Annotated in this window: 15 protein-coding genes; 6 read left to right on the top strand and 9 right to left on the bottom strand. The window is 72.9% G+C overall.

The features are described 5' to 3' along the window. Positions 1-147: 147 nt before the first annotated feature. The 6 genes from ACIQ8J_RS32440 to ACIQ8J_RS32465 all read left to right on the top strand — a co-directional run bounded on the left by ACIQ8J_RS32440 (position 148) and on the right by ACIQ8J_RS32465 (position 9,749). Positions 148-3,621 (top strand): SCO5717 family growth-regulating ATPase, encoded by a 3,474-nt coding sequence (locus ACIQ8J_RS32440; protein ID WP_403277125.1) that lies wholly within the window; start codon positions 148-150, stop codon positions 3,619-3,621. Between the two features lie 274 nt (positions 3,622-3,895). Beyond that, positions 3,896-5,746, top strand: a complete 1,851-nt coding sequence (locus ACIQ8J_RS32445) for an ABC transporter substrate-binding protein (RefSeq protein ID WP_403277122.1) — start codon at positions 3,896-3,898, stop codon at positions 5,744-5,746. 3 nt (positions 5,747-5,749) lie between these two features. Next, entirely contained in the window at positions 5,750-6,814 is a 1,065-nt protein-coding gene (locus tag ACIQ8J_RS32450) for an ABC transporter permease (protein WP_403277115.1), read from the top strand. Between the two features lie 40 nt (positions 6,815-6,854). Next, positions 6,855-7,763 (top strand): ABC transporter permease, encoded by a 909-nt coding sequence (locus tag ACIQ8J_RS32455; RefSeq protein WP_403277112.1) that lies wholly within the window; start codon positions 6,855-6,857, stop codon positions 7,761-7,763. Next, a complete protein-coding gene (locus ACIQ8J_RS32460) occupies positions 7,760-8,707 on the top strand; it encodes an ABC transporter ATP-binding protein (RefSeq protein WP_403277109.1) in 948 nt (315 codons plus the stop codon). Before ACIQ8J_RS32455 ends, ACIQ8J_RS32460 begins: the two co-directional genes overlap by 4 nt. Before the next feature lie 46 nt (positions 8,708-8,753). Next, positions 8,754-9,749, top strand: a complete 996-nt coding sequence (locus ACIQ8J_RS32465) for an oligopeptide/dipeptide ABC transporter ATP-binding protein (protein WP_403277106.1) — start codon at positions 8,754-8,756, stop codon at positions 9,747-9,749. A gap of 42 nt (positions 9,750-9,791) precedes the next feature. Here ACIQ8J_RS32465 and ACIQ8J_RS32470 read toward each other — a convergent pair whose 3' ends face one another. The 9 genes from ACIQ8J_RS32470 to rimP all read right to left on the bottom strand — a co-directional run bounded on the left by ACIQ8J_RS32470 (position 9,792) and on the right by rimP (position 21,606). Continuing rightward, the gene (locus ACIQ8J_RS32470; RefSeq protein WP_403277103.1) at positions 9,792-10,790 is read right to left on the bottom strand and encodes a bifunctional riboflavin kinase/FAD synthetase; all 999 of its coding nucleotides are present in this window, start codon (positions 10,788-10,790) and stop codon (positions 9,792-9,794) included. A gap of 44 nt (positions 10,791-10,834) precedes the next feature. Continuing rightward, positions 10,835-14,404 (bottom strand): trypsin-like peptidase domain-containing protein, encoded by a 3,570-nt coding sequence (locus ACIQ8J_RS32475; protein WP_403277100.1) that lies wholly within the window; start codon positions 14,402-14,404, stop codon positions 10,835-10,837. Between the two features lie 190 nt (positions 14,405-14,594). After that, positions 14,595-15,500, bottom strand: coding sequence for a tRNA pseudouridine(55) synthase TruB (gene truB, locus ACIQ8J_RS32480; RefSeq protein ID WP_403277097.1), 906 nt, complete (start codon positions 15,498-15,500; stop codon positions 14,595-14,597). Beyond that, a complete protein-coding gene (rbfA, locus tag ACIQ8J_RS32485; RefSeq protein ID WP_403277094.1) occupies positions 15,497-15,940 on the bottom strand; it encodes a 30S ribosome-binding factor RbfA in 444 nt (147 codons plus the stop codon). Before rbfA ends, truB begins: the two co-directional genes overlap by 4 nt. Positions 15,941-15,973: 33 nt before the next feature. Continuing rightward, on the bottom strand, positions 15,974-16,267 hold the full coding sequence (locus tag ACIQ8J_RS32490) for a DUF503 domain-containing protein (RefSeq protein WP_053728948.1): 294 nt from the start codon (positions 16,265-16,267) through the stop codon (positions 15,974-15,976). Positions 16,268-16,420: 153 nt separating this feature from the next. Next, complete coding sequence (gene infB / locus ACIQ8J_RS32495; RefSeq protein WP_403277091.1) at positions 16,421-19,552, bottom strand: translation initiation factor IF-2; 3,132 nt, start codon at positions 19,550-19,552, stop codon at positions 16,421-16,423. 148 nt (positions 19,553-19,700) lie between these two features. Then, positions 19,701-19,979, bottom strand: coding sequence for a YlxR family protein (locus ACIQ8J_RS32500; RefSeq protein ID WP_403277088.1), 279 nt, complete (start codon positions 19,977-19,979; stop codon positions 19,701-19,703). A 107-nt stretch (positions 19,980-20,086) separates the two neighbouring features. After that, positions 20,087-21,085 (bottom strand): transcription termination factor NusA, encoded by a 999-nt coding sequence (gene nusA / locus ACIQ8J_RS32505; protein ID WP_399056113.1) that lies wholly within the window; start codon positions 21,083-21,085, stop codon positions 20,087-20,089. Positions 21,086-21,087: 2 nt separating this feature from the next. Continuing rightward, positions 21,088-21,606, bottom strand: coding sequence for a ribosome maturation factor RimP (gene rimP, locus ACIQ8J_RS32510; protein ID WP_403277086.1), 519 nt, complete (start codon positions 21,604-21,606; stop codon positions 21,088-21,090). Positions 21,607-21,700 lie beyond the last annotated feature (94 nt).

Consider the following 21,700-nt stretch of genomic DNA (forward strand, 5'->3'; position numbering starts at 1 on the left):
CGGATGCCGCGCCACTCGCGGCGGGCAGGGGCGGGCCGATGCGCACGACTCTGCGACCACTACACACAGGGCTTGCCCCGCCCCGGCACATGGATGCCAATGAACCCCACGGCCTACACCCGGTCACAGGCGAACGAAAGGAAACCGGTGAACAGCGACCAGGACCAGTTCCGCACCGGCGGGAACGCGCGCGACGAGAATCGGTCCGACGCCGATCCCGAGACCACGGGTGAGTTCACCATCGACTACACCCCGCCCGCCTGGTACACCCAGGGCGCGCAGGACACCACGGCCCCGGCCGGCGAGCAGGGCGGTGGCACGGGGGCTCCGCTGCCGCCGCCCCCGGTCGGTACGCCGGTCGACGTGCCGGGACTGCCGCAGGGCGGCGGGTTCCAGCCGAACTGGGGCCCCACCCCGCCGCCCCCGGGCCCGGCCCCGGCCGCGCAGACGCCCCCCGCCCCGCCCGCACCGCCCGCCTTCCCGGCGCCGACGACGCCGCCGCCCGCGCCCGAGGTGAGCCGCCCTACGAACGAGGGCCAGGCCTTCGGCGGGGGCGACGTCGAGAGCGGCGCGACGATGCGGTTCTCGCCGTCCGCGCTGAAGCGGGAGTTCGAGCAGCTCGAAGCGGCGGCGGCCGCGGCCCGCGGCGAGTCGGCACCGGTGCCGACATCCGCGCCTGCGTCCGCGCCGACACCGGTTTCTGACGAACCGTCAGTCGTGGTGCCCGACACCGACGTGGCCGCTTCGGCCCCGGCCGAGGTGGCGGACGAGGTGGGCAAGACGGGTACGGGTACGGACATCGGCGAGGAGGCCGCAGCACCGACCGCCCACGAGGACGCTGCCGACTCCGGGGAATCGGACGGCTCCGGCGACTTCTCGGAGGACCGGTTCGCGGGTACGACCGTGCTGCGGGCCGGGGCCGAGGAGGCGCCCGAGGCCGCCGTCACCGCGGAGGCGTCGCCCGGCGAGGGAGATGTCGCCCCGGCCGAGGCCACCTCGCCGACAGACACCGCGCCGGTGGACGCTTCCCCTGCCGATGCCGTTCCTGCCCATGCGGCTCTTGCCGATGGCGTCCCTGCCGACGCCATTCCTGCGGACGTCGCTGGGGACACCGCCCCCGCCGACGCCGCACCTGACGACACCGCCATCGGCTCCGCCTCCCATTCCGTTTCCGTGACTCCGGAAGCGGCCCCCAGCGGGCCCGCACCGGCCGCCGTCACGGATGCCGATCCTGCGGACGCCGCACCCGCGGATGCCGTTCCTACGGACGCCGTACGTATCGACGCCGCCGCCGTCGCGGAACCCCAGGACGCGCCGCCTGCGCCGCCCGCGCCGCCCGCCCCCGCCGATCAGCCGTGGGCCGACCGGGCCCAGGCCCAGGCGCAGCCCGGGTTGCCTCCGCTGCCGCCCGCGTTCCAGCCCGCCGCGCCCACCGCCGCGTCGCAGTGGCCGGTACCGGCGCAGGCACAGCCGATGCCGGGCCCGTTCCCGGAGCCGACCGCACCGGCGCCCGCGTGGCCCCAGTCGCAGGGTGGTTACGGGTTCCCCCAGCAGGGAGCGACCCCGCCGGCTGCCCCCAACCCCCCTGCGCCGCAAGGAAGTTACGGCTTCCCGCAGCAGGGCTCCGCCCCGGCCAACCCCCCGGCCGCCCCGAACGCGCCCGAACCGCAGCCGGGTTACGGCTTCCCCCACCCCGGAGCCAACCAACCCGCCACCCCGCAAACCCCCACCCCGGCCGAGACACCCAACTCCCCTGCCCCGCAGGCCGGTTACGGCTTCCCCCACCCGGGAGCCGCCCCAGGGGCCAACCCGCCCGCCGCTGCCCAGCCCATGCCGGAGCCCGCGCCGCCCGTCGATCCGCGGTCCGGGACCGCGTGGCCCTCGCCGGTGACGCACGACCAGCGGGAGCGGTCCATGCCCGGGGCGCCGCTCGGGTACACGGCCGCCGTCGAGCTGTCGTCCGACCGGCTGCTGCGCAACAACAAGCCGAAGCCGAAGAGCAGCCGGGGTCCGGCCGCCGGGGCCTCGCGCTTCAAGTTCGGGGCGAAGAAGGAGGAGGCCGAGCGGCAGCAGAAGCTCAACCTCATCCGGACCCCGGTCCTGTCCTGCTACCGGATCGCCGTCATCTCCCTCAAGGGCGGCGTCGGCAAGACCACCACCACGACCGCGCTCGGCGCGACCCTGGCCACCGAGCGGCAGGACAAGATCCTGGCGATCGACGCCAACCCCGACGCCGGCACGCTCGGCCGCCGGGTGCGCCGCGAGACCGGGGCCACCATTCGCGATCTGGTCCAGGCGATCCCGTACCTCAACTCGTACATGGACATCCGCCGCTTCACCTCGCAGGCGCCGTCCGGTCTTGAGATCATCGCGAACGACGTCGACCCGGCCGTGTCCACGACGTTCAACGACGAGGACTACCGGCGCGCGATCGACGTCCTGGGCAAGCAGTACCCGATCATCCTCACCGACTCGGGTACGGGTCTGCTGTACTCCGCGATGCGCGGCGTGCTCGACCTCGCCGACCAGTTGATCATCATCTCGACGCCGTCCGTGGACGGCGCGTCCAGCGCCTCGACCACGCTGGACTGGCTCTCGGCGCACGGGTACGCCGAGCTCGTCCAGCGTTCCCTCACCGTCATCTCCGGGGTGCGCGAGACCGGCAAGATGGTCAAGGTGGACGACATCGTGCAGCACTTCCAGACGCGCTGCCGCGGTGTGGTCGTGGTGCCGTTCGACGAGCACCTGTCGGCGGGTGCCGAGGTGGACCTCGACATGATGCGGCCGAAGACCCGGGAGGCGTACTTCAACCTCTCGGCGCTGGTGGCCGAGGACTTCGTACGGGCTCAGCAGCAGCAAGGCCTGTGGACGGGCGACGGTCTCAACCCGCCCCCGACCATGGCCCCGCCGCTGCCGGGCCAGCAGGGCGCGCCCGCCCAGCAGTTCCCCGGCCAGGGCCGGCCCACGCCGGGCCAGCCGTTCCACCCCGGCCAGCACGGCCACCCCGGCCACCCGGGCCAACCCGCGGCGGCGGCGGCCCAACCGCAGCCCGGCCAGCCCTTCCCGAACCAGGCCCAGGGCCACGCCCAGCCCGCCCCCGGCCAGCCGTTCCCGGCGCAAGCCCAGCCACAGCAGCAGGCACAGCCGCAGCCGCAGCCGGGCCAGCCCTACCCCGTCCCAGGCCAGTCCGCGCCGGGCCAGCCCTTCCCGGTCCCGGGTCAACCGCAGCCGGGGCAGCCCTTCCCCGCCCAGGCCCAGCCGTTCCCGAACCAGGCCCACCCCGCTCCGCAGGGTCAACCGCTGCCCGGCCAGCCTTTCCCGGGGCAGGCCCAGCCCATGCCCGGTCAGCCCTTCCCGGGCCAGCCGTACGCGGCTCAGCCGGGTCAGCCGCCGCAGGGCCAGCTCCCCCCGGCCCAACCGCAGCCCCCGCAGGGTCAGTTCCCCGCTCAGCCGCAGGGTCAGCCCTACCCGGTTGCCCCGCAGCAGCCCGCGGAATGGCAGCTCCAGCCGCCGCAGCCCCCCGCCGCCGAAAACGCGCCCGGTCAGCCCGGCCCGCAGGCGCCCGTTCCCCCGGCCGGGTGGCCCGGGGCCGAGCAGCCTCCGTCAGCCCCTCAGCAGTAAGGCGTCAGAGGACTGGACCAATGAGGGCCCGCACCGTTCGAACGGTGCGGGCCCTCGGGCGTTTCCGCAGACCACCCGGCCTGCGATGCGCCGTTGACACGTCTAGACCACCGCTGGTAGACCTTCGCCCACACCGGCCGCCACGCCCCGTTCAACCGAGATCAACCCGGCCATCGACCGACCGTCAACCCGGCGATCGACCGGAGCCGGCCGGCGAAGAATCTGCGATCAACCCTGCTTTTCCGTGCGAGTGATGACGCGAGGTCACCGTCCCATGGCAAGAACAGTTCCATCGCACAAGACCCTGCACCGGCCGCGGCCCCGGCGCCTGCTCGGCGCGGCCGCCGCCGCCCTCGCGCTGACGGCCGGGGCCGTACTCCCCGCCCAGGGCGCGGCGGCCCATGACGCGAAGGGCGGGGGCAAGGTGCTCACCGTCGCCGTCTCCCAGAGCGTCGACTCGCTGAGTCCCTTCCTCGCCCAGCGGCTGATCAGCACCAGCGTGCACCGGCTGATGTACGAGTACTTGACGAACTACGACGCCAAGGACGGCCACCCCGTTCCGGGTCTGGCCACCGCCTGGAAGACCTCGCCTTCCAAGCTGACCTGGACGTACACCATCCGTACCGACTCCAGATGGTCGGACGGGCAGCAGGCCACCGCCGAGGACGCGGCGTGGACGTTCAACAAGATGATGACGGACAAGAGCGCGGCGACCGCCAACGGCAGTTTCGTCTCGAACTTCAAGAAGGTGACGGCCCCCGACCCAGCCACGCTGGTGGTCGAACTCAAGCAGCCGCAGGCCACCATGACCGCCCTGGACGTCCCGATCGTGCCCCGGCACGTGTGGGAGAAGGTCACGGACTTCTCGAAGTTCAACAACGACCAGCAGTTCCCCGTCGTCGGCAACGGGCCGTACGTCCTGACCGACTACAAGGTGGACCAGTACATCAAGCTCAAGCCGAACAAGAGCTTCTGGCAGGGTGCGCCCAAGTTCGACGAGCTGGTCTTCAAGTACTACAAGGACAATGACGCGGCGGTCGCGGCGCTCCAGAAGGGCGAGGTGTCCTTCGTCTCCAACTTGACCCCCGCGCAGGCGAGTTCGCTCCGGTCGGCGCCGGACATCAAGGTCAACGACGCCCCCGGCCGGCGCTTCTTCGCGCTCGCCACCAACCCGGGCGCCCAGTCCAAGGACGGCAAGAAGTTCGGCAACGGCAACCCGGCGCTGCTCGACCAGAAGGTGCGCCGGGCGCTGTTCGCCGCCATCGACCGCAAGGCGATCGTCGACAAGGTGTACCAGGGCCACGCCGTCGAGGGAGAGGGCTACATCCCGCCCCGGTTCGCCGACTACTTCTGGAGGCCGGCCGAGGGCCAGAAGATCGCGTACGACCCGGCCAGGGCGGCCTCGCTGCTCGATGAGGCGGGATACCGCACGGGCGCCGACGGCAAGCGGCTCGGCAAGGACGGCAGGCCGCTCGATCTGCGGCTGCTCTGCCACGCCGTCGACCCGAACGACAAGGCCGTGGCCAAGTACCTCCAGGAGTGGTGGGGCAAGCTCGGCATCGGCCTCAAGGTGGACTGCGTCGACAACGTCACCGACCCGTGGACGGCCGGTGAGTACGACCTCGCCCTGGACGGCTACTCGGTCAACCCCGATCCGGACTACGTGCTGTCCATCCACACCTGCGCCGCGCTGCCCGCCACCCCCAAGGTGAGCGGCCAGACCGACGACTTCATCTGCGACAAGCAGTTCGACGACCTGTACGCGAAGCAGTCGGCCGAGTACGACACCGCCAAGCGGGCGGACCTGGTCAAGCAGATGGAGTCGCGGCTGTACGACACCGGGTACATGAACGTCATGGCGTACCCCAACGCGGTCGAGGCGTACCGCACCGACCAGATCGAGTCGATCACGACGATGCCCGAGGCCGCGGGCAACATCTACGGTCAGGACGGCTACTGGAGCTGGTGGTCGGCGGTCCCGGCGGGCGGCTCGGCCACCACGTCGGGCGGCGGATCCTCCGCGGGCGTCGTCGTCCTCGGCATCGTCGCGGGCGTGGTCGTACTCGCCGGGGTCGGTGGATTCCTCGCCCTGCGCCGCCGGGCCGGCGCCGACGACCGTGAGTAGCGGATGACGACGGCGAGTTCGGCCGACACTCCGGCGGTGGTCGCCGAGGCGCGCACCGAGCGGCGCCGGCGCCCGGCCGCCGCGGGGTCGGCACTCACGTATCTGCGCCATGCGGGCGACAAGCTGGCGGGGGCGGTCGTCTCCCTGTTCGCCGTCCTCGTCACGAGTTTCTTCCTGTTCCGGATCATCCCGGGCGACCCGGTCCGCACCATGACCCACGGCCGCCAGGTCTCCGCGGAGCAACTCGCCCATCTCAGAAGCCAGTTCGGGCTCGATCTCCCCCTGTGGCAGCAGTTCACGGACTACTGCGGCAAGGCACTCACCGGTGACCTGGGCACCTCGTACCAGTTCCACGCCCCGGTCGGCTCGCTCATCGCCCAGAAGCTGCCCGCGACGCTGCTCCTGACCGGAACGGCCGTCGTGCTCTACTCGGCGCTCGGTATCTGGCTCGGCACGCGTTCGGCCTGGCGCCACGGCGGGCTCGGCGACCGGTTCAACACGGGGCTCGCGCTGACCCTGTGGTCGGTGCCCTCGTTCTGGCTGGGGCTGCTGCTCATCATCACGTTCTCGGTGGGGGCGGGCCCGTTCCCGGGCCTGTTCCCGACCGGGGGCATGGAGTCCGGCGACACGACGGGCTTCGCCCAAGTCCTCGACGTGGCACACCACATGGTGCTGCCGGTGCTGACACTGGTCGCGGTGCAGTACGCGCAGACCCTGCTCGTCATGCGGTCCTCGCTGCTCGACGAGATGGGCGGCGACTATCTGACGACGGCCCGCGCCAAGGGCCTGCGCGACGATGCCGTACGCCGTCACCATGCCGTGCCGAACGCGCTGCTGCCCACGGTCACGATGCTGTTCATCAACCTGGGGCATGTGGCGGCCGGTTCGATCCTGGTCGAGACGGTGTTCTCCTGGCCGGGCCTGGGCGGGCTGTTCTACCAGGCGCTGAGCGTGCCCGATCTCCCGCTGGTCCAGGGCCTGTTCGTGGTCTTCGCGGGCGCGATGATCGTGATGAACCTGCTGGCCGACCTGCTCTATCCGCTGCTCGATCCGAGGGTGGGCCGATGACCACGACCGCATGCGCCCCGCCCGGTTCGGGGGCGGTCCGATGACCACGACCGCCGCCCCCGGCAAGCCGGGCTCGCTGGCGTGGGCGCGCCGCCGCGACTCGCTGGCCCGCTTCTGGCGCGCGTACCGTACGCACCGGGCCGGTCTGTACGGTCTCGCGGGCCTCGCCCTCATCGCGCTGATCGCGCTCACCGCGCCGCTCACGGTCGGCCAGGACGTGCAGAGCGTGACCTCGGCGCCCGGCTCGGCCCTGGAGTCCCCGAGCGGTCAATTCCCGCTCGGCACCGACCAGTTCGGGCGCTCGCTGCTCGGTCTGCTGATCTGGGGCGCCCGGATCTCGCTCGCGGTCGGGCTGCTCGCGGCCGCGCTGAGCGTCGCGATCGGCACACTGGTGGGGATCGTCGCCGGCCACTACGGCGGCTGGTTCTCGACCGTGCTCATGCGGATCACCGACTGGTTCCTGGTGATGCCGACGCTGGTCCTCGCGATCGTCCTGGCGACCGTGATGTCGCACAGCGTCTGGACGGTGATCCTGGCCATCGGCGTGACGTCCTGGCCGACGACGGCCCGCCTGGTGCGGGCGCAGACCATCGCGGTCGAGTCGCGCCCGTACATCGAACGCGCCCGCGCGCTCGGCGGCGGCCACGGCCACATCATGACCCGGCACGTCCTGCCGAACGTCATGCCGCTGGTCCTGGCGCAGACCACGCTCGGCATCTCCAACGCCATCCTGACCGAGGCCACGCTCGCCTTCCTGGGCCTCGGCGATCCCACCGTGGTCTCGTGGGGCGGCATGCTCCAGGACGCCCGCGAGGCGGGCGCGGTGTCCTCGGGACACTGGTGGTACCTGGCCCCGCCGGGCATCGCGATCGCCCTGGTGGCCCTCTCCTTCACACTCTGCGGCCGGGCCGTCGAGGCCGTACTGAACCCGAAACTGGGGGCCCGATGAGCCTGCTGGAGATCAGGGACCTGTACGTCACGTACGGGACGGGCGCGGCGGCCGTGCGCGGGGTGGACCTGACGGTCGCGCCCGGCCGGAAGCTGGGCATCGCGGGCGAGTCGGGGTGCGGCAAGTCGACGCTCGCGATGGCGCTGCTGCGGCTGCTGCCCGCCTCGGCCAAGCTGACGGGCTCGGTGCTCCTCGACGGCGAGGACGTGCTCGCCATGAAGTGGGGGCGGCTGCGGGCGGTCCGCTGGGCGGGCGCGTCCATCGTCTTCCAGGGGGCGATGCACTCGCTCAACGCGGTGCACCGCATCGGCGACCAGATCGCCGAGCCGGTCCTGCTGCACGGCCCCGCCACCCCGGCCGCGGCCCGCAGACGGGTCGCCGCGCTCCTCGAACAGGTCGGCCTGCCCGCATCGCGCGCGGACGCCTACCCGCACGAACTCTCCGGCGGCCAGCGCCAGCGCGTGATGATCGCGATGGCCCTGGCCTGCGACCCGGGGCTCATCGTGGCGGACGAGCCGACAACAGCCCTGGACGTGATGATCCAGGCCCAGATCCTGCGCCTGATCGAGCAGTTGGTGGCCGACCAGGACATCAGTCTGCTGATGATCAGCCACGACCTGGCGGTGCTCGCCGACACCTGCGACCGGCTCGCGGTGATGTACGCGGGCCGCGTCGTCGAGGAGGGCCCGGCGCGCGAGGTGTACGAGGCGGCCGCCCATCCCTACGGCCGGGCGCTGTCCGCCGCGTTCCCCCGCATCGGCGACGCGGCATCGCGGCGCGCCCCCCGCGGCCTGCCGGGCGACCCGCCGGACCCGGCCGCCCTGCCGTCGGGCTGCGCCTTCCACCCCCGCTGCCCGGTCGCCCTCGCCTCGTGCGCGTCCGAGGACCCGGCGCTGCGCGAGGCCGGCCCGGGGCGCAGCGCGGCGTGCGTCCTGGCGGGCTGACCCCGTCCCGACCCCGGGGCCCGGCCCCCTACGCAGGAGCGACCCGATGACCACGACGACCCCCACCCCCCTCCTCACCGCCACCGCCCTGCGGGTCGCCTTCCCCGGGCGGCGCGGGGCTCCCCCGGCCCGCGCGGTCGACGGTGTCGAACTCACCGTCGGCGCGGGCGAGATCGTCGCGCTGGTCGGCGAATCGGGCTGCGGCAAGACGACGCTCGCCCGCACCCTGCTGGGCCTGGTCACCCCGACCGGGGGCGGCGTCGCCTTCGACGGCAGCCCGCTGGACCACCGCCCGCGCGCGCTCAAGGCGTACCGCAGACGGGCCCAGCTCGTCCTCCAGGACCCGAGCGGCTCGCTCAACCCCCGGCACACGGTGTACGACGCGGTCGCCGAGGGCCTGCGCATCCACGGCTCGGCCGGCAGTGAGCGGGAGTTGGTGGCCGAGGCGCTGTCCCGGGCCGGGCTGCGCCCGCCCGAGCGCTTCTTCCTGCGCTACCCGCACGAGCTGTCGGGCGGCCAGCGCCAGCGCGTGGTCATCGCGGGCGCGCTCGTCCTGTCCCCCGAACTGATCGTCGCCGACGAGCCGGTGGCGTCCCTGGACGCGTCGGTACGCGGCGAGATCCTGGCGCTGCTGCTGCGCCTGCGGGACGAACTCGGGCTCTCCGCGCTGGTCGTGACCCACGACCTGGGCCTCGCCTGGAACATCGCGGACCGGGTGGCGGTCATGTACCTGGGCCGCATCGTGGAGACGGGCCCCGTCGAGGACATCCTGACGAGCCCTCAACATCCGTACACCCAGGCCCTGTTGTCGGTCCTGCCGGAGTCCCCCGGCGACCCGGTGGTCCTGATGGGCGAGCCCCCGGACCCGTCCCGCGTCCCGCCGGGCTGCCGCTTCCACGCCCGCTGCCACGTGCTCGCCTCCGGCGAGGCGGACCGGGCGGGCGTGGCCGACCGCTGCCGCACCGAGGACCTCCCGATCCTGCCCGGCGCCCCGGGCGCGCGGGTGGCCTGCCACTGGGCGGCGGCGGTCGGGAACGAGTGAGGGCACGGCGGCAGCCGAAGAACGCCGCTCCGCGCGGAGCGCTCAGTCCTGGCGGGCCTCGTACGCCTCGATCAGTTCGGTGGACCGCTTCACGTCGTTGCCGATCGCTTCGAGGAGGGCCTCGATCGAGTCGAACTTGGCCATGCCGCGCACATAGGCGAGGAAGTCCACGGCGACGTGCAGGCCGTACAGGTCGAGGCCGACGCGGTCGATGGCGTACGCCTCGACGGTCCGCTCGGTGCCGTCGAACTGCGGGTTGGTGCCGACCGAGATCGCGGCCGGCATCCGCTCGACGTCTGGGGGTCCCCCCTGTTCGAGCGAAGTCGAGAGCTTGGGGGCTGTGAGCCAGCCCGCGTACACGCCGTCCGCCGGGATCGCGGTGTGCGGCAGGGTCTCGACGTTGGCGGTCGGGTAGCCGAGCTCACGGCCGCGCTGGGCGCCCCGGACGACGACGCCCTCGACGCGGTGCGGGCGGCCGAGGATCTCGGCGGCGCCCTCGATGTCGCCGGTGGCGACGAGCCTGCGGGTCAAAGTGGAGGAGAACGGCTCGCCGCCGCCCGCCTCGCCGCGCACCCGCAGGTCGATGACCTCGACCTCGTAGTCGTACGTCCGGCCGAGCTCGGCGAGGACCTCGACGTTCCCCGCGGCCCGGTGGCCGAAGCGGAAGTTGGGGCCTTCCACGACGAGCTTGGCGTGCAACTTGTCGACCAGCACCTTCACCACGAAGTCGGCGGCCGACAGCTTCGAGAACTCGCTGGTGAAGGGGAGGATCAGGACCGCGTCGACGCCGAGCTCCCCCATCAGCTCCGCGCGCCGGTGGTGCGGGGCGAGCAGCGGCGGGTGGCTGCCGGGGCGGACGACCTCGCTGGGGTGCGGGTCGAAGGTGACGACGACGGACGGCACGCCCAGCTCACGGGCCCGCTCCACGGCCCGCCCGATGATCAGCTGGTGTCCGCGGTGCACCCCGTCGTAGGAGCCGATGGTGACGACGCTGCGTCCCCAGTCCTGGGGGATGTCCTCCAAGCCACGCCAGCGCTGCACTGTGACCGCTCCTCGAACCCGTGTACGTCGTTGACCCTTACGCGTTATGCAGGTCTAAGACTGCCATGCCCGGCGGCCCGGGATCGCATCGGCATGGGACTGCCCAGCGTCTCCACCACGCGGCGGGCGCTCGGCCCGACCACCGCCGACCACTCCTGCGGCGCCTGGACCAGCCATCCCGCGACCTGCACGGCGAAGCCCGGGACCTCCTTGCACAGCTCGACCAGGCGCCGGTCGAACGCGGCCGCGCCCTCGGGGGTGCGGACGAAGAGGAGCCCGGTGCGGTGGACGAGGTCGCGGGTGCGCGCCTCGGCCCGCTGTCCCGAGCCGTCGGCCGCGGCCCGCAGCAGCGCGTCCAGAACCGCCGGATCGCGCGATTCGTACCGCTCGCCTTCGAGGAGGACGTCCAGGAGCTCGGCGCGCAGCGGGCGCGAGGCGCCGGTGCCGGGCGCCGCGAGGACCGGGGCGAGGGCGCGGCGGACGGGGTGGGCGCGGCCCCGCAGCAGACCGGTGACCATCGGGAAGAGGACCGCGCGGGCCGCCGGACCGTACTCCAGGCGTCGCTCCACGAAGGCGGCCGCGTGCACCGCGCCGTCGGGGTGGCGCTCCACGTGGTCCTGGACCAGGGCCGCGGCCCGGCGGGCAAGGGCCGGGGTGTTGATCCCGGCGAGCGCGTCGACGACCTCGGCCGCCGCTCCGCCGGGCTGGTCAAGACCGGTCCGGAAGGCGGCGAGGACGGGCTCGGGGTGGGTGGCGAGGGCGGTGACGAGGGCGGACGCGGGGAGCGCGGGGTCCCCGGCCTCGAACACGGCGAGGGCCCTGCCCAGGTGGGGGCCGCGGGTGTGCGGATCGCGGACGAGCAGGGCGAGCGCGGCCCCGTGCAGGGGCGCGTCCCCGGGGCGGGCGAGCAGGGCGAGGGCCGCGTAGCGGAGCAGGTCGCGGTCGGCGGGGGTGTCGGCGCGCGGGGCGACCCGCGGGCCGTAGGTGGCGGCGGCGAGCCGCCGCTCGGGCCGGTCGTCGTGGGCCCAGCGGTCCACGGCCCGGCAGAGCGCGGACGGCTCGTCCTCGGCGAGGGCGGTGAGCAGTTCGTCGGCGCGGGCGTGGGCGGTGGCGACGAGGGCCTCGGTCAGGTCGTCGACGGCCAGCGCCCGGCGCGCGTACAGCAGGGCCTGCGCGGCGCGCGCGACGGTGGGGCGCACATCGGATCCGGGCGGCACGGGCAGCGGCCGCTCGTCGGTGAACCAGCGGCACAGGAGCGGCTGCACGGTTCTGGGCTCGACGGTGAGCCGCCGGTCCACCGCGTCCAGATACCTCGGCAGGCCGGGCGCGGCGCCGGGCACCCCGTCGGCGGGCACCAGGCGGCGCAGCAGTTCGAGCCTGCGGTCGTCGCAGAGCCGCAGCCGCGTCCAGAACCAGGGCCCGAACTCCCCGAGCGCGCCCAGGTGCTGCGGCCCCCCGTCCCGTACGGACCGCCCGCTGATCCGGTCCGCGAGCAGCCGGAGCACCTCCACATAGGGGCGTACGTCCGGCACCCTGAGCAGGGTTTCGGCGAGCAGCCGGACCGCCCACCACTGGGCGTCCGCGAGCCGGGCGGCATCGGCTCCCGGCAGCGGCGGCCGGTCGAGGACGTCCACCAACTCCTTGAGTTTCAGGGCGAGTTGGGTGGATCCCTGGTGGCTGCCGAGCAGCAGCATCGCCTGGAGGACGGGCCCGATGCGGTGCCGCGGCACCGGCAGCGAGCGGGCGGCGGGCCCCGAGCCCGGCGGTGGCGGCAGGTGCCCGTCGGGCACGGCGCTGACGGCGGGCCGCGCGGGCAGCCGCACCACGGTCTGCGGATCGCTCTCCTCGTACCAGCGGTGCACCAGCGCGTACAGGGCCGCGTCGAGGTCGAGGTGGGCGGCCTGCACCCAGTCGGCGAGTTCCTCGTGCGCGAAGCGGTAGCCGGAGCCGGCCGGCACGAGCAGCCCCTCGGTCAGCACCGCCGACGCCGATCCCGTACGCCACGGGAAGATCTCCTCGAACGACTCCCGGTCCAGCCCGCCCTGGCCGGGGCCCAGACAGCGCCTCGCAGCCTCGTGCACCTGCCCGGCGACGCGGGCCGCCAGGCGCCGCACCTCGCTCCCGCGCACCGGCGGGCACGCGGCGGCGGCGATGCGTACCGCGATGCGCAGGCACATCAGGTCCAGATGGGCCGAGAAGACGTCCTCCCGGTCCGGCCTTCCGCAGACCTCGCCGGGCAGCGCCGCGCGCACCTCGGCGAGCAGTCTGAGGGTGAGCGGGTGGCGGGCGTCGCACTCGGCGAGCGCGCCGTCCGGGATGCCGTAGCGCTCCCGGGCCCGCGCGGCGTCCTTGCGCCCGAGGTCACCGACGCGCACGCCGTCGGGCAGCCGCGGCAGCCGGGCCGGATGCAGGACGCCCTCGGGATAGTGCCTACCGGCCTGCTCCCAGTGCTCGGGCCGGCAGGCGACCACCATCCGCACCCCGGCCGCCCGCAGCCAACGGGCCGTCCCCGCACTCCACTCGGCGAGCCGGTGGGCGAGGACGGGCGGCATCTCCTCGGGCCCGTCGAGCAGCACGAGCAGCGGCCGTCCGGCCTCGCGGGCCAGGCGTGCCACCCGGTCGGGGGTGGCCGGGTCCGGGTCGCCGGGCGCGGCGGAGGTGGCGACGATCCGCCCGGCCTGGCGCAGCGCGCGGGCCACCGCGTCGGCCACCGAGGCGTCGTCGGCGCGCAGGTCGGCGCCGCGCAGCCAGAGGGTCGGGGCGGGTTCGGCGCCGCTCGCCCGGCGCCCGGCGAACGCGGCGAGTTCGGTGGTGCGCCCGGTCCCGGGGTCCCCGACGAGCCCGAGCACCAGCGCGTCTCCCGTGCAGAAGGCCCCCAACTCCTTGCTGGTGGAGCGCCGTTCGACCGGGTCCTGCCACACGCCGGGCCCGCCGACCGAGCCCACGGAGATGGCGGTCAGCTGGAGCGCCCCCGCCAGGTTCAGATCGCGGCCGTAGGCGGGCACGGTGGCGGCGTTGCGCCGCAGCAGTTCGGTGAGCGGTCCCTCGTCGGCGCGCAGCGGCACCGCGAACCCGCAGGCCTGGTGTGCGGCGTGCAGCGCGGTGCCGACCACCCCGACGACCGCCCCGGTCACGGCGTCGACGACCGGCCCCCCGCTGGCCTCGCCGCCGAGCCGCATGGCCTCGCTGCCGTCGGTGCCGATCGCCAACTCCAGTACGCCGCCCAGGAGATGGAAGCGGTCGGTGGCGGTGTAGGTGACGACGGACGTGCCGAGCACCCGCGCCTCGCGCCAGCCGCGCGCCGCGACCCGTACATAAGTGCCCGCGCCGATCCCGTCACGCGCGGCGATGGGCAGCGGCCGCACCCCGAGCCCGTCGGTGCGGACCAGCGCGAGGCCCGCCTCGGGCAGCGCGGTGAGGTCGTCGGCCTCGGCCAGCCAGGTCCGCTCGCGAGGGGCGTGCAGCACCACGCGGGTCAGCCCGTCGACGGCCTCGTGACTGGTGACGACGGTCCCCTTGTCGTCGGCGACGAACCCGGTGCCCCGGGTCCGCCCGGCCAGATCACAGATCCGTACGAGCGTGTCCCGGTCCTCTCCCCCAGCCCCGCGTCCCATGTCGAAACGGTAGTTCTGGGGCGATCTGCCCGAGAAGAACGCCTGCCGAAAGCGCCCCCGCACGCTCCCGTGGTTCACTCCGAGCGCCTGCTCGATGGGGTGAATCCCGGGGACCGGGCGGACAGACACCTTGCGAGGGGGATCGTGGAGCGGGCCGACCGCCCGCTCCACGGTGAACTTCGCTCAGCGCTCAGCCGAACACGGCGAGGCTCTTGGCCTTGCCCTTCTGGTTCTCGACCAGCGCGAGGAAGGTGCCCTGGGGCCCGAACACCCCGACCGGCTGCCCGGCCTCGTACTCGTCGGGCATGTCCAGGCGGACGCCGTTGAGCAGCAGCCCGCCGCGGCGTGCGTCGACGTCCCAGCGCGCGAAGGCGGCGGCCGCGGCCTCGGCGACCGGCATCACGGTGAGCGACTCCTGGAGCTGGTCCAGCGTGCGGGCCGCGTCGATCCCGTACGGGCCGACCCGGGTGCGGCGCAGCGCGGTGAGGTGGCCGCCGACGCCGAGCCCCGCCCCGAGGTCACGGGCGAGCGCGCGGATGTAGGTGCCGGAGGAGCAGACCACGGAGACGACCAGGTCCAGCACGGCGGTGCCGTCCTCGGCGACCGCCTCGCGGACGTCGTACACGCGGAAGGAGGAGACGGTCACCGGACGGGCCGGGATCTCGAACTCCTCGCCGCCGCGCACCCGCGCGTAGGACCGCTTGCCGTCGATCTTGATCGCGGAGACCTTGGACGGCACCTGCATGATGTCGCCGGTCAACGCGGCGACCCCCGCGTCGATGCCCTCGCGGGTCACCTTGGAGGCGTCGGTGGACGAGATGATCTCGCCCTCGGCGTCGTCCGTGACGGTGTCCTGGCCGAGCCGGATCGTACCGAGGTACTCCTTCTCGGTCAGGGCGAGGTGCCCGAGCAGCTTGGTGGCCCGCTCCACGCCCAGGACGAGCACACCGGTCGCCATCGGGTCGAGGGTGCCCGCGTGGCCCACGCGGCGGGTCCTGGCGATGCCGCGCATCTTGGCCACGACGTCGTGCGAAGTGAAGCCCGACGGCTTGTCGACAATGACCAGGCCGTCGGGCGTCTTTGCTGCGGTGCTCATGCGGAGGCGTCGTCCTCGTCGCCGGGCTTCTTGTACGGGTCTGCGTCACCGGCGAACTTGGCGCCCGAGGACACCTCGCGCACCGCGGCGTCCGAGGCCCGCGCCTTGTCGAGGAGGTCCTCGATGGTCTTGGCGTTCTCGGGGAGCGCGTCCGCGATGAACGTCAGGGTCGGCGTGAACTTGGTGCCGGCGGCGGAGCCGACCGCGGAGCGCAGGATGCCCTTGGCGCTCTCCAGGCCGGCCGCGGCCGCCGCCCGCTCCTCGTCGTCCCCGTACACCGTGTAGAAGACCGTGGCCTCCCGCAGGTCGCCGGTGACCCGGGTGTCCGTGATGGTCACGTGCGTTCCCAGGCGCGGGTCCTTGATACCCCGCAGCAGCTTCTCGGCCACCACCTCCCGGATGAGGTCCGCCAGCTTCTTCGCCCGCGCGTTGTCGGCCACTGGTCCTTCTCCTTCTCAAGCCTTGCTCAGTGTTCAGTCTTCGTCGCTGTGGAGCCTGCGTCTCACCGAGAGCAGCTCCACCTCGGGCCGGGCGGCGACGAGCCGCTCGCACCGGTCGAGCACATCCGTGAGGTGCCCCGTGTCCCCGGAGACCACCGCCAGGCCGATCTCGGCCCTGCGGTGCAGGTCCTGGTCGCCGACTTCCGCCGCGCTCACCGCGTACTTGCGCTGGAGTTCGGCGACTATCGGCCGGACGACGGAGCGTTTCTCCTTCAACGACCGTACGTCGCCGAGGAGTAGATCGAAGGACAGCGTCCCCACATACATGGATGTCCGGATGTCCCGCCGGTCCGGGTTAGAGGACCCCGCCAAAGACTTGGCAGGGACATCAGAACCGTACCGGAACGGCCGGGGCCGATCGACGGAAATATCTTCCCGCCGATCGGCCCCGACTGCTGAGGTACGGGTCAGCCTCGCGGACTAGCCGCGCGGCTTCTCGCGCATCTCGTACGTCGCGATGACGTCGTCGATCTTAATGTCGTTGAAGTTTCCGAGGTTGATACCACCCTCGAAGCCTTCGCGGATCTCGGTGACGTCGTCCTTGAAGCGGCGCAGACCGGAGATGTTGAGGTTCTCCGCGATGACCTTGCCATCGCGCAGCAGGCGCGCCTTGGTGTTGCGCTTGACCTCGCCGGAGCGGACAAGCACACCGGCGATGTTGCCCAGCTTGGACGAGCGGAAGATCTCGCGGATCTCCGCCGTGCCGAGCTCGACCTCTTCGTACTCCGGCTTGAGCATGCCCTTGAGGGCCGCCTCGATCTCCTCGATGGCCTGGTAGATCACCGAGTAGTACCGGACGTCGACGCCCTCGCGCTCCGCCATCTGCGCCGCGCGGCCCGCAGCGCGGACGTTGAAGCCGATGACGATGGCGTCGGAGCCGGTCGCCAGGTTGATGTCGGACTCGGTGACCGCGCCCACACCGCGGTGCAGGACGCGGATGTCGACCTCGTCGCCGACGTCGAGCTGGAGCAGCGAGGCTTCGAGGGCCTCCACCGAACCGGACGCGTCGCCCTTGATGATGAGGTTGAGTTCCTGCACCAGACCGGCCTTGAGGGCCTCGTCCAGGTTCTCCAGGGAGAACCGCACGCCCTTGCGGGCGAAGCGGACGTTGCGCTCACGGGCGGCACGCTTCTCGGCGATCTGACGGGCCGTACGGTCCTCGTCGACGACCAGGAAGTTGTCGCCGGCGCCCGGGACGTTGGTGAGACCGAGGACGAGGACCGGGGTCGAGGGACCCGCCTCTTCCACGTTCTCGCCCTTGTCGTCGAGCATCGCGCGGACTCGGCCGTACGCGTCGCCGACCACCATCGTGTCGCCGACCCGCAGGGTGCCTCGCTGGACCAGGACGGTCGCGACGGCGCCGCGGCCGCGGTCGAGGTGGGACTCGATCGCGATGCCCTGCGCGTCCTGCTCCGGGTTGGCCCGCAGGTCGAGCGAGGCGTCGGCGGTGAGGACGACGGCCTCCAGGAGGGACTCGATGTTGAGGCCCTGCTTGGCGGAGATGTCGACGAACATCGTGTCGCCGCCGTACTCCTCGGCCACCAGACCGAACTCGGTGAGCTGACCGCGCACCTTGGTCGGGTCCGCGCCCTCGACGTCGATCTTGTTGACCGCGACCACGATCGGCACGTCGGCCGCCTTGGCGTGGTTCAGCGCCTCGATCGTCTGGGGCATCACACCGTCGTTCGCCGCCACCACGAGGATCGCGATGTCGGTGGACTTCGCACCACGGGCACGCATGGCGGTGAACGCCTCGTGACCCGGGGTGTCGATGAAGGTGATCCTGCGGTCCTCGCCGTTGACCTCGGTGGCGACCTGGTACGCACCGATGTGCTGCGTGATGCCACCGGCCTCGCCCGCAACGACGTTCGTCTTGCGGATCGCGTCCAGGAGGCGGGTCTTGCCGTGGTCGACGTGACCCATGACGGTCACGACCGGCGGACGCGCGACGAGGAACTCCTCGCCGCCCTCGTCCTCGCCGAACTCGATGTCGAAGGACTCGAGCAGCTCGCGGTCCTCCTCCTCGGGGCTGACGATCTCAAGGATGTAGTTCATCTCATCCGCGAGGAGCTTCAGCGTCTCGTCGGAGACGGACTGCGTGGCGGTGACCATCTCGCCGAGGTTCATCATCACGGCGACGAGCGACGCCGGGTTGGCGTTGATCTTCTCCGCGAAGTCGGTCAGCGAGGCACCGCGCGACAGGCGGACGGACTGTCCGTTGCCGCGGGGCAGCATGACGCCGCCCACCGACGGGGCCTGCATGGCCTCGTACTCCTGGCGCCTCTGGCGCTTCGACTTGCGGCCACGACGGGCGGGCCCGCCGGGACGGCCGAACGCACCCTGCGTGCCACCGCGGCCACCCGGGCCACCGGGACGGCCCTGGAATCCGGGACGACCGCCGAAGCCGCCGCCACCGCCACCGGGAGCGCCGCCACCCGGACGGGGGCCGCCGAAGCCGCCGCCACCACCGGGACGACCGCCGCCACCGGGACCGGCCGGACGGCCGGCGAAGCCGCCGCCGCCACCGGGACGACCGGCACCGCCGCCGCCACCCGGACGACCACCGGGGCCACCCGGACGGCCACCGGGGCCACCACCGGGACGCGGTGCGGCAGCGGGACGCTGCGGCATCATGCCCGGGTTCGGACGGTTACCACCGGGAGCGCCGCCAGGTCCGCCGGGGCCGGGACGTGCGCCGCCCTGCGGACGGGGCATGCCGCCCGGACTCGGACGGGCGCCGCCCTGACCCTGGGGACGCGGAGCGCCGCCGGGGCCGCCCTGCGGACGCGGGGCACCCGGAACGGCACGGTCGCCGCCGGGACGCGGGGCGCCACCGCCGGGACGGGGCGCCTGCGGGCGCGCCATGCCGGTGGAGCCGCCCGAGGTGAAGGGGTTGTTGCCGGGGCGCGGACCGGCCGGACGGGAACCGCCGGGCCGGGGGGCACCCTGACCCGCGGGACGGGCCGGACGGTCGCCGCCACGGCCACCGTCGCGCTGGCCGCCGTCACGCTGACCGGCCGGAGCCGGACGGGCAGCGGCGGGACGCGGACCGGGGGTGGCACCGGCGGGACGCGGGGCCTGGGGCGCCGCGGGCTGGGCCGGGGCCGGCGCCGAGAACTCGGCGGCGGGCACCGGGGTGACCGGGGCCGGCTTGGCCGGGGCGGGCTTCGGACCCGGGCGGGGGCCCGAGGCGGCCGGAGCCGGAGAAGCGGGGGTGCTGCTCGCCGGGGCGGCCGGGGTGACCGGGGCCGCAGGCGCGGCGGGGGCCGGCTTGGGGGCCGGGGCGCCGGGCTTCGGGGCAGCAGGACGTGCCGCGGCGGGCGCCGCGGGCTTTGCGGGCGCGGCCTTGCGAGGCGCGCCGGGCTTGGCAGCGGACTTGCCGGCGTTGCCGCCGGGCCCCTGCAGTGCGTCAGTCAACTTGCGTACAACCGGCGCCTCGATCGTCGAGGACGCCGAACGGACGAATTCACCGAGTTCTTGGAGCTTGGCCATGACGACCTTGCTCTCCACCCCGAACTCCTTGGCGAGTTCGTATACCCGGACCTTAGCCACTTCGCTCCTTTTAGGTCCGGGTTACCGCCGGACCGTCGCTACTTCATGGGCGTACTCATCGCGTACTCATCGAGTGCTCATCGCAATCTCGACCTACTTCCAACTCGCGAGGTACCTGACCGCACGGGATTCCGTGCCGTACTTCTTCTTACGTTGCTGCCTGCTCGACGTACTCCCGCAGTACCGCGGTGTCGAGCGCTCCCTTGGTCCTGAAGGCCCTGGAGAACGCCCGGCGGCGGACCGCCAGATCGAGACAGACCGAGGCAGGGTGCACATAGGCACCCCGGCCGGGCAGCGTACCGCGAGGATCGGGGGCGCAAGCACCCTCGACCGCCACGATGCGCAGCAGATCGCTCTTGGCCGCTCGCTCCCGGCATCCCACGCAGGTTCGCTCAGGGCAGGCGCGGGCGTGCGTCCGGCCAGACACGTTTAAGTCTACCTCCCCGCACCGACCTCACCCCTTGGGGGCAAAAATCGAACGGTTGTTGTCCAGAAAGCCCACCCTGCCCCCAAGAACAGGGGCAGGGCCACTCGTTATTCCCCGGAGTCCCGAGCGGGCTGCTCGGTGTCCGGACGGATGTCGATGCGCCAGCCGGTGAGGCGGGCGGCGAGCCGGGCGTTCTGCCCTTCCTTGCCGATGGCCAGCGAGAGCTGGTAGTCCGGCACGGTCACCCGGGCGGAACGGGCCGCCAGGTCCACGACCTCGACCTTGGAGACCCGGGCCGGGGACAGCGCGTTGGCCACCATCTCCGCCGGGTCGTCCGACCAGTCGACGATGTCGATCTTCTCGCCGTGCAGTTCGGCCATGACGTTGCGGACCCGGCCGCCCATCGGGCCGATGCAGGCGCCCTTGGCGTTCAGGCCGCTGCGCGTCGAGCGCACCGCGATCTTGGTGCGGTGACCGGCCTCGCGGGCGATCGCCGAGATCTCCACCGAGCCGTCGGCGATCTCGGGGACTTCGAGGGCGAAGAGCTTCTTCACCAGGTTCGGGTGGGTGCGCGACAGCGTCACGGACGGACCGCGCACGCCCTTCGCCACCCGTACGACGTACGTGCGAAGGCGCAGCCCGTGCGTGTACTCCTCGCCCGGCACCTGCTCCTGCACCGGCAGCATGGCCTCCATCTTGCCGATGTCGACCAGCACGTTCTTCGGGTCCTTGCCCTGCTGGACGACGCCGGTGATGACGTCGCCCTCACGGCCGGCGAACTCACCGAAGGTGATGTCGTCCTCGGCGTCGCGCAGCCGCTGCAGGATGACCTGCTTGGCGGTGCTCGCCGCGATCCGGCCGAAGTCGGACGGGGTGTCGTCGAACTCCTTGGCCTCCTGGCCCTCTTCGAGGTCGGCCGGGTCTTCCTTCGCCCACACCGTGACATGACCGTTCTCACGGTCGAGCTTCACGCGCGCACGCCGGAAGCTGCCCTCGGTGCGGTGGTAGGCGATGAGGAGCGCCGACTCGATCGCCTCGACCAGCAGGTCGAAGGAGATCTCCTTCTCCCGGACCAGACCCCGCAGGGCACTCATGTCGATGTCCACGGCTACGCCTCCTCTTCGTTGTCAACGTCGTTCTTGATGTCTTTGTCTTTGCGGTTGAACTCGATCTCGACCCGCGCCTTGGCGATCTCCGAGAACGCGATCCGGCGGGCGGTGGGCTTGCGCCCCTTCACGCCCGGGATCTCGGCGTCGATGCCTTCGTCGTCGGCCTTGAGGATCCGCGCGACCAGTTCGCCGCCGTCGTGCAGGTGCAGCCTGGCGAGCCGTCCGGTGGCGCGCACGTAGTGGCGCGGTTCGGTGAGCGGGCGCTCGGCGCCCGGGGACGTCACTTCGAGGACGTACTCCTCGTCGCCCATCGCATCGCTCTGGTCCAGCAGCTCGGAGACGGCCCGGCTCAGCTGCGCGCAGGCGTCCAGCTCCACGCCCTCGTCCGAGTCGACCACGATCCGCAGCACGCGACGACGGCCCGCCCGGGACACCTCGATCTCCTCGAGGTCCAGATCCTCCGCGCTGACGAGCGGTTCAAGGAGACCGCGCAGCCTGTCGCTCTGGGTCGTGCTCATCCGGGTGACTCCTCGGCCGCGTCTGCTGTTGTGGGGATCGTCGCGTACGGCGGCCGTCATCGAACCGCCGCCGTCAGGTCAAAGGGTATCCGGT

Source organism: Streptomyces sp. NPDC094147, assembly GCF_044764265.1.
GTDB lineage: Bacteria > Actinomycetota > Actinomycetes > Streptomycetales > Streptomycetaceae > Streptomyces.

What these genes read in the sequence shown, in the direction of transcription:
- ACIQ8J_RS32445 (WP_403277122.1), top strand. Translation starts at nt 3,896, where the DNA reads ATGGCAAGAACAGTTCCATCGCACAAGACCCTGCACCGGCCGCGGCCC.
- ACIQ8J_RS32450 (WP_403277115.1), top strand. Translation starts at nt 5,750, where the DNA reads ATGACGACGGCGAGTTCGGCCGACACTCCGGCGGTGGTCGCCGAGGCG.
- ACIQ8J_RS32455 (WP_403277112.1), top strand. Translation starts at nt 6,855, where the DNA reads ATGACCACGACCGCCGCCCCCGGCAAGCCGGGCTCGCTGGCGTGGGCG.
- ACIQ8J_RS32460 (WP_403277109.1), top strand. Translation starts at nt 7,760, where the DNA reads ATGAGCCTGCTGGAGATCAGGGACCTGTACGTCACGTACGGGACGGGC.
- ACIQ8J_RS32465 (WP_403277106.1), top strand. Translation starts at nt 8,754, where the DNA reads ATGACCACGACGACCCCCACCCCCCTCCTCACCGCCACCGCCCTGCGG.
- ACIQ8J_RS32475 (WP_403277100.1), bottom strand. Translation starts at nt 14,404, where the DNA reads ATGGGACGCGGGGCTGGGGGAGAGGACCGGGACACGCTCGTACGGATC.
- truB (WP_403277097.1), bottom strand. Translation starts at nt 15,500, where the DNA reads ATGAGCACCGCAGCAAAGACGCCCGACGGCCTGGTCATTGTCGACAAG.
- ACIQ8J_RS32490 (WP_053728948.1), bottom strand. Translation starts at nt 16,267, where the DNA reads ATGTATGTGGGGACGCTGTCCTTCGATCTACTCCTCGGCGACGTACGG.
- rimP (WP_403277086.1), bottom strand. Translation starts at nt 21,606, where the DNA reads ATGAGCACGACCCAGAGCGACAGGCTGCGCGGTCTCCTTGAACCGCTC.